Here is a 12,577-nt window from a genome sequence, read left to right on the forward strand (position 1 = left end):
AGGCCGCGGCGGGCGGCGCGGCCGCGTAGCCCGCGACCGGCAGCTGGCTCGGGACGCCCGGCCAGTCGGTGCGGTCGGCCAGGAAGCTGTTGCCGGCCCACGGCGCGGCCGGCACGGCCGGGTTCCAGCGGGAGCGATCGAAGGCGTTGATGCCGAGCCAGACGAGGGACAGGAAGAAGTAGAGCACGACCCAGACGGGCCCCTTCTGCAGCTTCAGCCCGACCCGCCACGCTGCCAGCAGGCTGATGGCGGCAGCTGCCAGGTTGAGAATCGTGCTGAGGAAGCCACCGACCCCGGGGATCCAGCCCAGGACGATCGAGCCGCCGATCGCGTAGAGGATCAGCCATGGACTCAGATCGCCCAGCTTGGAGAAGACCATCAGGTTGTACACCGGCACCCAGGCTCGCCAGCCGCCCTGCACGCCGGCCTTCTGGAACACCTTCATGAGGAACCAGGAACCCAGGACGTAGAACACGATCAGGAGCGGCAGGAGGATGACGAAGAAGACGGCCAGCAGCCCGAGGATGGCGGCCAGGCCGCTGCCGTCGTTGTAGTCGGACATATGCGTCCCTTTCCGGAACAGACGGATGTAGCAGACGTCGACGGTGCGGGTGCCCGCCGAGTCACATGCTAGCGATGGACTCCGGCTCGGGACAGGAATTGAGCCGCACACGTCGCCGCGCGTCGCCCGCGGCGGGTGAGCACGGCTCAGGCGAACAGTTCGAGTTCGCCGCCTGCTCCGTCGCGCACCCGCAGTCCGGCGGCATCCATCCACCGCACGAGCGACCCGCGCGAACCGATCCGGGGCCGATCGAGCGCGAGCCGGCGCACCAGCGCGCCCTTGGCATGCTTGTTGAAGTGGTTCAGCGCGCGGACCGCGCCGTCGGCACCGTCCGCGACCACCCGCACGTAGGCCGAGGGCAGCGATGCCGGAAGCGGGCCGAGCGCGACGTACGCCTCGGATCGCAGATCGAGCACGAACGACTCGGATGCCGCGCCTAGCGCCGCCGTGACGGCATCCGCCCACACCCGCGTGAGGGGCGGCAGGCCGGGCAGGGAGACCGCGGCACCAAGCCGGTACGCCGGGATGGGGTCGAGCGCGCCGACGGGGCCGAACGGGGCGGAGTGGATGAGCACATTGCGTCCCACCCACGCCCGGGCCGACGGAGGGAGGGATGCCGCGTCCAGCGCGTCGTAGAGCACCCCGGTGTAGCGGTCGATGGCCGCCATCGTCGGGGCGGCGCGCAGCGCGGCGTTGATCGCGACCTCGCCGCGCTGCGTCGCGCCGAGCTTCAGCACGCGCGACGCCGACGGCTCGTCCGCGGACAGCGCGACGAGCGCGTCGACGACAAGCTCGCGCTGCGGCGCGAGCGACGGCAGGGCAAGCGTCCCCAGCTCGACGGGCCGTCGTCGTCCGCCCGGACGCTTGGTCTCGGACGGCGGCAAGAGGATCAGCATGATGTTTTCTGCACCCGGTTGTTGAGTAGCCCGCGAAGCGGGCGTATCGAAACACACACGGCGAAAGGGCAGGTCCACGCTGCGCGTGAACCTGCCCTTTCGCGAAATCAGGTCAGGAGATCAGGGCTGCGTTCCCGGCCACGATCGACACCTCGTCGTCGGACATCGAGACGAAGCCGTCCTGGGCGTTGGCGATGATCTTGGTGCCGTCGGCCTGGGTGATGCGCACCTGCCCCTCGGCGAGGATCGCAAGCACCGGCTCGTGACCTGCCATGAAGCCGATCTCGCCGATGATCGTCTTTGCGACGACGAGCGTCGCCTCGCCCGACCAGATCTCCGACTCCGCGGAGACCAGGTTGACCTTCAGCGGCATGTCACTCGTCTTCCTTCTGGATCTGAGCCCAGCGCTCTTCGACATCGCCGATGCCGCCGACGTTGAAGAAGGCCTGCTCGGCGACGTGGTCGAAGTCGCCCTTGACGATCGCGTCGAAGGACTCGATCGTCTCCTTGATCGGGACCGTGGAGCCCTCGACGCCGGTGAACTTCTTCGCCATGTAGGTGTTCTGCGAGAGGAACTGCTGGATGCGGCGTGCACGCGACACGACGACCTTGTCCTCTTCGGAGAGCTCGTCGACACCGAGGATGGCGATGATCTCCTGCAGTTCCTTGTTCTTCTGAAGGATCTGCTTGACGGCGGTGGCGACACGGTAGTGGTCGGCGCCGATGTAGCGGGGGTCGAGGATCCGGCTCGTCGACGACAGCGGGTCGACGGCGGGGTACAGGCCCTTCGAGGCGATCTCACGCGAGAGCTCGGTGGTCGCGTCGAGGTGCGCGAACGTCGTGGCCGGTGCCGGGTCGGTGTAGTCGTCGGCGGGGACGTAGATCGCCTGCAGCGAGGTGATCGAGTGACCACGGGTCGAGGTGATGCGCTCCTGGAGCACACCCATCTCGTCGGCGAGGTTCGGCTGGTAGCCCACCGCGGAAGGCATGCGGCCGAGCAGGGTCGAGACCTCGGAGCCGGCCTGCGTGAAGCGGAAGATGTTGTCGATGAACAGCAGCACGTCCTGCTTCTGCACATCGCGGAAGTACTCCGCCATCGTCAGCGCCGACAGCGCGACGCGAAGACGCGTCCCAGGCGGCTCGTCCATCTGGCCGAAGACCAAGGCCGTCTTGTCGAAGACGCCCGCCTCCTCCATCTCCTTGATGAGGTCGTTACCCTCACGGGTGCGCTCGCCGACACCGGCGAACACCGACACGCCACCGTGGTCCTGCGCGACGCGCTGGATCATCTCCTGGATGAGGACGGTCTTGCCGACGCCGGCACCGCCGAACAGGCCGATCTTGCCGCCCTGGACATACGGGGTCAGCAGGTCGATGACCTTGATGCCGGTCTCGAACATCTGGGTCTTCGACTCCAGCTGGTCGAAGTTCGGCGCCTTGCGGTGGATGCCCCAGCGCTCGGTGATCTCGATCTTCTCGCCCGGCTCGGCGTTGAGGATCTCGCCGATGACGTTGAAGACCTTGCCCTTGGTGACGTCTCCGACGGGCACCGTGATCGGGCCGCCGGTGTTGCGCACCTCCTGGCCGCGCACGACGCCGTCGGTCGGCTTCAGCGCGATCGCGCGGACGAGGTCGTCGCCCAGGTGCTGGGCGACCTCGAGCGTGAACTCGGAGGTGACGCCGTCGATCGTGACGGTCGTCTTGAGGGCGTTGTAGATGTCGGGGATCGCGTCGTGGGGGAACTCGATGTCGACGACGGGCCCGGTGACGCGCGCGACACGGCCGACGGGCAGCGTCTCCGTCTTCGCCGCGCTTTCGACGGTGGTGGCGGTGGGAGTCATTGTCTTCGTCTTCTCTTTCGTGTGGTCTTACTTGCTCGACGCGAGCGCGTCGGCGCCGCCGACGATCTCGGCGATCTGCTGCGTGATCTCGGCCTGACGCGCGTTGTTGCGCAGACGCGTGTAGTCCGTGATGAGGTTGTCCGCGTTGTCGCTGGCCGACTTCATCGCCTTCTGGGTCGCGGCGTGCTTGGCCGCCGACGACTGCAGAAGCGCGTTGAAGACGCGGCTCTGGATGTACACGGGCAGGAGTGCGTCCAGGACGACGCTCGCCTCCGGCTCGAATTCGTAGAGCGGGTAGATCTGCGCCGGAGCGGATGCATCGGCTTCGACGACCTCGAGGGGCAGCAGTCGCACAGTCTCGGGCGTCTGCGTCATCATGCTGACGAAGCGGTTGTAGACGAGGTTGATCTCATCCACCCCGCCGGCGTCGCCGCCGCGGTCGTAGGCGTCCAGCAGGACACCGGCGATCTCCTCGGCCGTGTGGAAGTGCGGCGTGTCGGTGTCGCCCACCCACTCCCCCGCGTTCGGCAGGCGCCGGAACTGGAAGTACCCGACGGCCTTGCGACCGACCAGGTAGAACACCGGCTCCTTGCCCTGCGTGCGCAGGAGTTCGGCGAGCTGCAGCGCCTCTCGCAGGATCTGCGAGTTGAACGCCCCGGCGAGTCCGCGGTCGGATGCGAAGATCACCACCGCCGATCGGCGGATGACAGCGCGCTCCTGGGTCAGCGGGTGGTCGACATTGCCGTGCGTCGCCACAGCTGCGACGGCGCGCGTGACGGCGCGCGCGAACGGAGCCGAGGCGCGCACGCGCGCCATCGCCTTCTGGATGCGCGAAGCCGCGATGAGCTCCATCGCCTTCGTGATCTTCTTGGTCGTCTGAGCAGATGCGATCTTCTGCTTATAGACCCGCAGTTGTGCGCCCATGGTCTTTGTCCCGGTGCGCCGTTAGCGGCGGCCCTTGACGATCTTCTCCTGGTTGACGTCCGTCGCGGTCGCCGCCTCGAACTCCTCGTGGCCGGGCTTGTCGATCGCCTGCCCGCCCTTGCCGGACTGGAACTCGAGGATGAACGCGTCGGTCACCTTCTCCAGCTCGGCGGCGGTGTCGTCGTCGAGCACGTTGGTGTCGCGCAGGGTGTCGAGGATCTTGGTGCTGCGACGCAGGTAGTCCAGCAGTTCGCGCTCGAAGCGCAGGACGTCCTCGATCGGCATCGTGTCGAGCTTGCCCTTGGTGCCGGCCCAGATCGAGACGACCTGCTCCTCGACGGGGTAGGGCGAGTACTGCGGCTGCTTGAGCAGCTCGGTCAGGCGGGCGCCACGCGCGAGCTGACGACGGGATGCGGCATCCAGGTCGCTCGCGAACATCGCGAACGCCTCGAGTGAGCGGTACTGGGCGAGCTCGAGCTTGAGCGTGCCGGAAACCTTCTTGATCGACTTCACCTGCGCGTCGCCGCCGACGCGGGACACCGAGATGCCGACGTCGACTGCGGGGCGCTGGTTGGCGTTGAACAGATCGGACTGCAGGAAGATCTGGCCGTCGGTGATCGAGATCACGTTGGTCGGGATGTAGGCAGAGACGTCGTTCGCCTTCGTCTCGATGATCGGGAGACCCGTCATCGAACCGGCACCGAGCTCATCCGAGAGCTTCGCGCAGCGCTCCAGCAGACGGGAGTGCAGGTAGAACACGTCACCGGGGTACGCCTCGCGGCCCGGCGGGCGGCGCAGCAGGAGCGAGACGGCGCGGTAGGCCTCGGCCTGCTTCGACAGGTCGTCGAAGATGATCAGGACGTGCTTGCCCTCGTACATCCAGTGCTGGCCGATCGCGGAGCCCGTGTAGGGCGCGAGGTACTTGAAGCCGGCGGGGTCGGATGCCGGAGCCGCGACGATGGTCGTGTACTCCATGGCTCCGGCGTCCTCGAGCGCGCCGCGCACCGAGGCGATCGTCGAGCCCTTCTGGCCGATGGCGACGTAGATGCAGCGCACCTGCTTGGTGGTGTCGCCGGACTCCCAGTTCGCCTTCTGGTTGATGATCGTGTCGATCGCGATGGCGGTCTTGCCCGTCTGGCGGTCGCCGATGATCAGCTGGCGCTGGCCGCGGCCGATCGGGATCATGGCGTCGATCGCCTTGATGCCGGTCTGCATCGGCTCGTGCACGCTCTTGCGCTGCATGACGCCGGGCGCCTGGAGCTCGAGCGCACGGCGTCCGTCGGTCGCGATCTGGCCGAGACCGTCGATCGGGTTGCCGAGCGGGTCGACGACACGACCCAGGTAGCCGTCGCCGACCGGAACCGAAAGCACCTCGCCGGTGCGGGTGACCTGCTGGCCGGCCTGGACGCCGGAGAACTCGCCCAGGATGACGACGCCGATCTGGTGCTCGTCGAGGTTGAGCGCGAGGCCGGACGTGCCGTCGCTGAACGTCACGAGCTCGTTCGCCATGACACCCGGAAGGCCCTCGACGTGCGCGATGCCGTCGGCAGCGTCCACGACGGTGCCGACCTCGTTCGCCGCGGAGCCGCTGGGCTCGTAGGCGGCGACGAAGTCCTTCAGCGCGTCACGGATGACGTCGGGGCTGATAGTGAGTTCTGCCATTGTCTTCCTTCGTTCGGTGGGGACGAGGCCCCAATCCTCCGCCCGGTGAGGGGCGGGAAATCTGTGTTATCCGGCCAGCCGCTTGCGCAGGTCGGAGATGCGGGACGAGACGCTCGCGTCGATCACGTCGTCGGCGATCTGCACGCGCACTCCGCCGATCACCGCGGGATCGACGACGGCGTTCAGTGACACGTCTGCGCCATAGCGCTGCGACAGCGCCGCGGTGAGACGTTCCGTCTGTGCGTCGCTCAGCGGAACCGCCGAGACGACAGTGGCGACGGCGCGCCCGCGCTGGTCGGCGACGAGCGACATCGCGCGATCCAGCAGCTGGCGGATGCGACGCTCCCGCGGCTGCCGGGCGAGCGACGAGACGATCACGATGGTGGGCTCGCTGGCGCGGCCCTTCAGCAGCGTCTCGATGAGCACCGCCTTGGCCGAATCGTCGCCGAGCCGGGCGCCGAGCGCGAGCTCGAGCTCAGGGTTCGCCGCGACGGTGCGCGAGAAGCGGAACAGCTCCCCCTCGACATCCGCCGTGGCGTCCGAGCGAGCCGCGGCACGCACCGCGAGCTCTTCGATCCCGTCGACCAGGTCGGAGGACGATGACCACCGCTGCGCGACAGCCGTCGTCAGCAGCGCGACCGACACGGGCCGGAAGGCGGTGCCGAAGACGTCGGCGATCACCTTGGCCCGCGCGTCCGCAGAAGCTGAGGAGTCGGCCAGCGCACCGCCCAGCTGCGGCGAATCCGCCACGGCGCGCGCCGCGGCGAACAGCTCGCGGGACACGTCGAGGTCGATGCCCGAGGCTGCGTCGAGCGCCGCCTTCGTCGCGGCCTCGGCCTGAGTGGTGGCACTGCCCATTACTTCGATGCCTTCCCGGCTGTCTCGGACTCTTCGAGTTCGGCGAGGAAGCGGTCGACAACGCCCTGAGCCCGCGTGTCGTCCGACAGCGACTCCCCGATGACGCCACCGGCGAGGTCGATCGCAAGAGTGCCCACCTCGCTGCGCAGCGAGACGAGCGCGGCCTGGCGCTCGGCCTCGATCTGCGCGTGCGCGGATGCGGTCAGTCGCGCGGCCTCGGCGGTCGCGGTCTCCTTCGCCTCGGCGAGAATCTGCTTGCCGTCGTCGCGGGCGGCATCGCGGATCTCCCCGGCCTCCTTGCGAGCGTCGGAAAGCTGCGCGGTGTACTCCGCGAGAGCAGCCTCTGCCCGGCGCTGAGCGTCATCCGCCTTGGCGATGTTGCCTTCGATGGCAGCGCTGCGCTCGTCGAGCATCTTCTTCAGCCGCGGGAGGGCGACCCTCCAGAAGATGAAGAGGATGATGATGAAGCACACCGACGACCACACGATGTCGTACCACGCCGGGAGAAGCGGGTTGGGCGCTTCCTCCGTTTCGGCGGCGAGCGTGACAAGAGCGTTCAGCATCCTGTCTCCTTACGTCGAAGTGGTGGGATCAGTAGCCGAAGATGAAGGCGGTGGCGATGCCGATGAAGGCGAGCGCCTCGGTGAAGGCGATACCGATCCACATCAGCACCTGCAGGCGGCCGGCGAGCTCGGGCTGGCGAGCCACACCCTCGATCGTCTTGCCCACGACGATGCCCACGCCGATGGCCGGGCCGATCGCTGCGAGGCCGTAGCCGACAGTCGCGATGCTGCCGGAGACCTCGGCGAGAACCGTAGTTGCGTCCACGAGTTGGTTTTCCTTTCGGTTACGGGTGGCTGTGCCGACCCGGGATCAGTGCTCTTCCGCCACCGCGAGCTGGATGTAGACCGCGGTGAGGAGGGCGAAGACATATGCCTGGAGGACGGCCACCAGGATTTCGAACAGTGTGAAGGCGAAGCCGAACGCGAGGCTGCCGGCCGCGAGGATCGACCACCAGCCGCCCATCGTCAGCAGGAAGAACGACGTCGCGGAGAAGAACAGCACGAGCAGCAGGTGGCCGACCATCATGTTCATGAGGAGTCGCAGCGTCAGCGTGACCGGCCGGATGATGAACGTCGAGATGAACTCGATCGGCGTCACGATGATGTAGATCGGCCATGGCACGCCGGTCGGGAAGAGCGCGTTCTTGAAGAAGTTCTTCGGGCTCTTCTTGACACCGGCGTAGATGAACGTGACGTAGCTGACGACTGCCAGCGTGAGCGGCACCGCGACGATGGCCGTTCCCGCGATGTTCAGGAACGGGATGATTCCCGTCAGATTCATGAACAGGATCATGAAGAACATCGTGGTGAGGATCGGCAGGAAGCGGTCGCCGTCCTTCTTGCCGAGCAGGTCATGCGCGATGTTGGTCCGGACGAAGCCGAGGCCCATCTCGATCAGGCTCTGGAAGCGGCCCGGGATCACCGTCATGCGGCGGGTGCCGAGCCAGAAGACGATCACGAGGACGATGGTCGCCAGCATCTGGATCAGGCTGATGCGGGTGACCGGAACGCCGAGGAACTCGGTCAGAATCGGCGGGAAGAACTCGTCGATCGAGGGACCGTGGAATTCACCCCCGTCTTCGGCGGTGTGGGCGATCAGTGTCGCAGCTAGGGTAAACAGCGCTGGCTCCAGCTTCGGGGCAACGGAAGAATCCGTCGCGACGATGGTAGGTGAACGCCACACCACAAGCGCTCAATAGGGCTAGCGGGCGGGCCTGCACAACACTACCAAACTCAGGAGGTTCCCAAGTCCTCCCCAGGCTTCTCGGAGCCTCGGTCATCGATTCGATCACCCTCATCGGGGTCTGTCGGCAGCGTGATGTCACCCACATGCGGCACCCGCATGCGGGTGAGGACGACGACGTCGACCACCAGGGATGCCAGCACGCTCACCACCACGGCGACGAAGAACACCGTCGGATCGAGCCAGGGCTGACCGCGCAGCAGCAGCAGCGCGACGATGAAGACGATGAATTTCAGGATCCAGCCGCCGAGCACGATCCCGAAGAAGATCGGCACGTAGAGGTCGTCGCCGTACCAGCGGTTGGCGATCAGGATGCTGAGCGCGGTGATCGCGAGGAAGACCGCCGCGATCAGCACCCCGAGCAGTGCGCTCCATAGACCAGTGGTGCCGGCGACCAGGAACCCGATGACGGCCGCTGCGACCGCGAGGACCGCGGTCACCCCGGCTGACCAGACCAGCGTCGTCCGCAGGATCGGCGTGCTCGAGACGGGGTTCGGGCTCATATGACGGGCTCCAACTCGGTGCGGGTCCTCGCGCGACGCGCGGGCGGAAGGGTCACGACCAGGCAGGCGGCGAGGCCGATCAGCAGGTACAGGATCCCGGGCAGGTACAGCCCGGGCCATCCCGCCGTCGTGCCGATGTACATCAGCAGCACGCCGAGCCCGACGATGGCGGTCCACGCGTAGAAGACCAGCACGGCGTCGCGGTCGGTGTGCCCCATGTCCAGCATGCGGTGGTGCAGGTGCTTGCGGTCGGGGGCGAACGGCGACTTCCCGGCCTGCATGCGGCGGATGACCGCCATGCCGAAGTCCAGCAGCGGCAGCAGCACCACCACGACCGGCAGCAGGATCGGGATGAACGCACCCAGCAGCTGCGATCGCCCGAAGTCGTTCGGGTCGAGCACGGCGGGATCGAGCTGGCCGGTGATCGCGATGGCGGAGCAGGCCATGAGCAGCCCGACCATGAGAGCCCCGGCATCCCCCATGAACAGCTTCGCCGGGCTCCAGTTCAGCGGCAGGAATCCGGCACACGATCCGATCAGCACCGCGGCGATGAAGGTCGCCAGCGAGAAGTTGTTCGTCGTGAAATCGCGCAGCAGCAGGTACGAGTAGGCGAAGAACACGGCGTTGGCGATGAGGCACACCCCGGCGACCAGCCCATCGAGACCGTCGATGAAGTTCACCGCGTTCATCACGATCACGATGGCGAAGACCGTCAGGACGAAGCTCACCCAGCTCGAGCCGACCATCAGGCCGCCGATCGGGAGCGACAGGATCTGCAGCTTGCCGACCCACGCGATGATGCCCGCGGCGAGGAACTGCGCGCCGAGCTTGACGGTCCAGTCGAGGTCCCAGAGATCGTCGGCGACACCCACCAGGACGATGATCAGCGTCGCGAGCAGGATCGCGAGGATCGGCTGCGGGTCGACCCAGAAGATCGCGAAGAAGTCGTTCTGCGACGACACCAGGACGGCCGCGACCACGCCGAGGAACATCGCGATCCCGCCGAGGCGCGGGGTGGGCGTCTTGTGGACGTCTCGTTCGCGGATGCCGGGATAGAGCTTGTACTTCGTGCTCAGCCGCCAGACCACCCAGGCAAGGACGAACGTGACGGTCGCCGTGAAGAGGATCGTGAAGACGTACTGCTTCACTGCGGGCCGCCGGACGGCGGGTCGGAGTCCGGCGACTCGGGCTGGTCGTCGGATTCGAGGAGATCGCCGAGCACCTCCCGAAGCCGTTCGCGACTGACGGCGCCGTCGCGCAGGATGCGGATGCGGGGGCTCGTCCCGCCGACCAGCGTCGTCGCGTCGATGATGGTCGAGGCCACTCCGGTCGCCGATGTGCCGGCGTCGAGGTACACCGCGACGCTGTCGCCGAGCATGTCGCGCGCCTCCTGGGCGCGCACGGCCGCGGACTGACCGGTCAGGTTGGCGCTGGACACCGCGAGCGGGCCGGTCTCTTCGAGCAGTTCGAGGGCGATCCGGTCGGCGGGCATCCGCACGGCGACGGTGCCGTGGGTGTCGCCCAGGTCCCAGGCCAGCGACGGCTGGGCGGGCAGCACGATGGTGAGGCCCCCCGGCCAGAATGCCTCGACGAGCCGCTCCACGGGCTCGGGCACCTCCGCGACCAGCGCGCGCAGGGTCGCGAGGCCTGCGACGAGCACGGGCGGCGGCGACTGGCGCCCACGCCCCTTCGCATCGAGCAGCGCCTGCACGGCGCGGGCGTTGAAGGCGTCGGCGGCGATGCCGTAGACGGTGTCGGTGGGGAGGACCACGAGCTCGCCCCGGCCGATCGCCTGGCGGGCCTGGCGCATGCCGGGGAGGAGCTGAGTCTCGTCGCGGCAGTCGAAGACGGAGGACATGTCGTGCCCAGTGTACGTGCGCGGGCTCTGCGGACCCGAACCGCTCACGGACGCAGTGCGGTCGTGGCGCGGTCGCGCATGGTCAGGTCGGGATGCGTGGCGGGCGCGCGCCAGCCATCGGCCGCGAGGATGCCGCGAATGGCCTCGCCCTGCCACTCGCCGTGCTCGATCACGATCGATCCGCCCGGGTGGGCCAGTCTCAGCCCGACCCGGCTGAGCACGCGCACGACGTCCAGGCCGTCCTCGCCGCCGTACAGCGCCGCCGGCGGATCGAACAGGCGAACCTCCGGGTCGCGCGGGATCGCGGCATCCGGAACATACGGAGGGTTGGACACGACGACCGAGACCGACCCGTCGAGGTCGCCGAACGCGTGCTCGAGGTCGACGAAGGCCAGGCGGGCGTTGTCGACGCCGACGAGCTCGAAGTTCTCCTTCGCCCAGACGAACGCCTCGACCGAGTTCTCGGCCGCGAACACGCGGGAGTGCGGCACCTCGGAGGCGAGCGCGAGGGCGAGGGCGCCGCTGCCGGTGCCGAGATCGACCGCGATCGGGGAGGCGGATGCCACGGCCCGCAGCGCGTCGATGGCCAGCTGCGCGACCATCTCGGTCTCGGGCCGCGGCACGAACACGCCGGGGCCGACGCGCAGCTCGAGGTGGCGGAACGGGGCGGTGCCGGTGATGTGCTGCAGGGGCTCGCGGGTCACACGGCGGGTAACGAGCCGCTCGATGCGCTCAGCCTGCGCCGCCGGGATCGCATCGCCGCGGATCACCGCGGCCTGCACCGCACCGCGAGGCAGCCCGAGGACGTGGCCGGCGAGCAGCTCGGCGTCCACGACCGGATCCAGGACTCCCGCCTGGGCGAGGCGGGACGACGAATCGCGCAGGACGTCGGAGAGGGCGCGGGGCGGAGCAGAGAGTTCAGGCATGACCGATCAAGCCTAAGCGGCGCGGCTCGCCGCATCGCCTCGCGAATGTGACGGCACCCGTCACATTCGGTCCCGGTCTGAGGCCCCTCCCCTAGGCTTGAGCGGTCTACCCGATCTGCGCGAAAGGCCCCGCAAAATGCCCGGTATCCACTCCGATATCACCTCTGCCTTCGGCAACACCCCTCTGGTGCGCCTCAACCGCGTGGCGGAGGGAGTGGAAGGCAACATCCTGGCGAAGCTCGAGTTCTACAACCCCGCCTCCAGCGTCAAGGACCGCCTCGGCATCGCCATCGTCGACGCCGCAGAGGCGTCAGGCGAACTGCAGCCCGGCGGCACCATCGTCGAGGCGACGAGCGGCAACACCGGCATCGCGCTCGCGATGGTCGGCGCGGCCCGCGGTTACCGGGTCATCCTCGCGATGCCGTCGTCGATGTCCGTCGAGCGCCGATTGCTGCTGAAGGCCTACGGTGCAGAACTCGTCCTCACCGACCCGGCCGGGGGCATGAAGGGCGCGGTCGCGAAGGCCGAGGAGATCGCTGCCGAGACTCCGGGCGCCGTGCTCGCCAAGCAGTTCGCGAACGAGGCGAACCCGCGCATCCACCGCGAGACCACCGCCGAGGAGATCATCCGCGACACCGACGGGCAGGTCGACTACTTCGTCGCCGGCATCGGCACGGGCGGCACGATCACCGGCGTCGGCCAGGTCCTGAAGGAGCGCGTCCCCGGCGCGAAGGTCATCGC

General features: G+C 68.1%; 15 protein-coding genes. 1 reads left to right on the forward strand and 14 read right to left on the reverse strand.

What is annotated here, in order from left to right; genetic code table 11:
- The 14 genes from AC1DVT_RS12085 to prmC form a co-directional block, all read right to left on the reverse strand.
- Nucleotides 1-562: large exoprotein (locus tag AC1DVT_RS12085; protein WP_477389201.1), on the reverse strand; the 562-nt coding region annotated here is incomplete at its 3' end.
- 146 nt (nt 563-708) lie between these two features.
- Nucleotides 709-1,458, reverse strand: a complete 750-nt coding sequence (locus AC1DVT_RS12090) for a YaaA family protein (RefSeq protein ID WP_477389203.1) — start codon at nt 1,456-1,458, stop codon at nt 709-711.
- Between the two features lie 112 nt (nt 1,459-1,570).
- Nucleotides 1,571-1,831 carry a F0F1 ATP synthase subunit epsilon gene (locus AC1DVT_RS12095; protein ID WP_457101421.1) on the reverse strand — a complete coding sequence of 87 codons (261 nt, stop codon included), beginning with the start codon at nt 1,829-1,831 and terminating at the stop codon, nt 1,571-1,573.
- Nucleotide 1,832: 1 nt separating this feature from the next.
- Nucleotides 1,833-3,299 carry a F0F1 ATP synthase subunit beta gene (atpD, locus tag AC1DVT_RS12100; RefSeq protein WP_457101420.1) on the reverse strand — a complete coding sequence of 489 codons (1,467 nt, stop codon included), beginning with the start codon at nt 3,297-3,299 and terminating at the stop codon, nt 1,833-1,835.
- Nucleotides 3,300-3,326: 27 nt separating this feature from the next.
- On the reverse strand, nt 3,327-4,223 hold the full coding sequence (locus AC1DVT_RS12105) for a F0F1 ATP synthase subunit gamma (RefSeq protein ID WP_477389205.1): 897 nt from the start codon (nt 4,221-4,223) through the stop codon (nt 3,327-3,329).
- A gap of 21 nt (nt 4,224-4,244) precedes the next feature.
- Nucleotides 4,245-5,885, reverse strand: a complete 1,641-nt coding sequence (atpA, locus tag AC1DVT_RS12110; RefSeq protein ID WP_457101418.1) for a F0F1 ATP synthase subunit alpha — start codon at nt 5,883-5,885, stop codon at nt 4,245-4,247.
- Nucleotides 5,886-5,951: 66 nt separating this feature from the next.
- Entirely contained in the window at nt 5,952-6,743 is a 792-nt protein-coding gene (locus tag AC1DVT_RS12115) for a F0F1 ATP synthase subunit delta (protein ID WP_457101417.1), read from the reverse strand.
- Nucleotides 6,743-7,306: a F0F1 ATP synthase subunit B gene (locus AC1DVT_RS12120; RefSeq protein ID WP_477389208.1), complete on the reverse strand. Its 564-nt coding sequence runs from the start codon at nt 7,304-7,306 to the stop codon at nt 6,743-6,745. Before AC1DVT_RS12120 ends, AC1DVT_RS12115 begins: the two co-directional genes overlap by 1 nt.
- Before the next feature lie 28 nt (nt 7,307-7,334).
- Nucleotides 7,335-7,571, reverse strand: coding sequence for an ATP synthase F0 subunit C (atpE, locus tag AC1DVT_RS12125; RefSeq protein WP_028496101.1), 237 nt, complete (start codon nt 7,569-7,571; stop codon nt 7,335-7,337).
- Between the two features lie 45 nt (nt 7,572-7,616).
- Nucleotides 7,617-8,489, reverse strand: a complete 873-nt coding sequence (gene atpB / locus AC1DVT_RS12130) for a F0F1 ATP synthase subunit A (protein ID WP_457101415.1) — start codon at nt 8,487-8,489, stop codon at nt 7,617-7,619.
- 50 nt (nt 8,490-8,539) lie between these two features.
- Complete coding sequence (locus AC1DVT_RS12135; RefSeq protein ID WP_477389210.1) at nt 8,540-9,052, reverse strand: hypothetical protein; 513 nt, start codon at nt 9,050-9,052, stop codon at nt 8,540-8,542.
- Nucleotides 9,049-10,200 carry an MraY family glycosyltransferase gene (locus AC1DVT_RS12140; RefSeq protein WP_477389212.1) on the reverse strand — a complete coding sequence of 384 codons (1,152 nt, stop codon included), beginning with the start codon at nt 10,198-10,200 and terminating at the stop codon, nt 9,049-9,051. Before AC1DVT_RS12140 ends, AC1DVT_RS12135 begins: the two co-directional genes overlap by 4 nt.
- Nucleotides 10,197-10,910 carry an L-threonylcarbamoyladenylate synthase gene (locus AC1DVT_RS12145; RefSeq protein ID WP_477389214.1) on the reverse strand — a complete coding sequence of 238 codons (714 nt, stop codon included), beginning with the start codon at nt 10,908-10,910 and terminating at the stop codon, nt 10,197-10,199. The genes AC1DVT_RS12140 and AC1DVT_RS12145 overlap by 4 nt, the downstream gene beginning before the upstream one ends.
- Nucleotides 10,911-10,954: 44 nt before the next feature.
- Nucleotides 10,955-11,836 carry a peptide chain release factor N(5)-glutamine methyltransferase gene (gene prmC, locus AC1DVT_RS12150; RefSeq protein ID WP_477389216.1) on the reverse strand — a complete coding sequence of 294 codons (882 nt, stop codon included), beginning with the start codon at nt 11,834-11,836 and terminating at the stop codon, nt 10,955-10,957.
- Nucleotides 11,837-11,972: 136 nt separating this feature from the next.
- Here prmC and AC1DVT_RS12155 point away from each other — a divergent pair.
- The coding region (locus tag AC1DVT_RS12155) for a PLP-dependent cysteine synthase family protein (RefSeq protein WP_477389218.1) at nt 11,973-12,577 on the forward strand (605 nt) is incomplete at its 3' end.

Source organism: Microbacterium sp. P2_F9, from assembly GCF_056403635.1.

Coding starts and splice junctions, on each gene's coding strand:
- prmC (WP_477389216.1), bottom strand. CDS start 11,836: ATGCCTGAACTCTCTGCTCCGCCCCGCGCCCTCTCCGACGTCCTGCGC.
- AC1DVT_RS12120 (WP_477389208.1), bottom strand. CDS start 7,306: ATGCTGAACGCTCTTGTCACGCTCGCCGCCGAAACGGAGGAAGCGCCC.
- atpD (WP_457101420.1), bottom strand. CDS start 3,299: ATGACTCCCACCGCCACCACCGTCGAAAGCGCGGCGAAGACGGAGACG.
- atpA (WP_457101418.1), bottom strand. CDS start 5,885: ATGGCAGAACTCACTATCAGCCCCGACGTCATCCGTGACGCGCTGAAG.
- AC1DVT_RS12135 (WP_477389210.1), bottom strand. CDS start 9,052: ATGAGCCCGAACCCCGTCTCGAGCACGCCGATCCTGCGGACGACGCTG.
- AC1DVT_RS12090 (WP_477389203.1), bottom strand. CDS start 1,458: ATGCTGATCCTCTTGCCGCCGTCCGAGACCAAGCGTCCGGGCGGACGA.
- AC1DVT_RS12115 (WP_457101417.1), bottom strand. CDS start 6,743: ATGGGCAGTGCCACCACTCAGGCCGAGGCCGCGACGAAGGCGGCGCTC.
- AC1DVT_RS12105 (WP_477389205.1), bottom strand. CDS start 4,223: ATGGGCGCACAACTGCGGGTCTATAAGCAGAAGATCGCATCTGCTCAG.
- AC1DVT_RS12095 (WP_457101421.1), bottom strand. CDS start 1,831: ATGCCGCTGAAGGTCAACCTGGTCTCCGCGGAGTCGGAGATCTGGTCG.
- AC1DVT_RS12145 (WP_477389214.1), bottom strand. CDS start 10,910: ATGTCCTCCGTCTTCGACTGCCGCGACGAGACTCAGCTCCTCCCCGGC.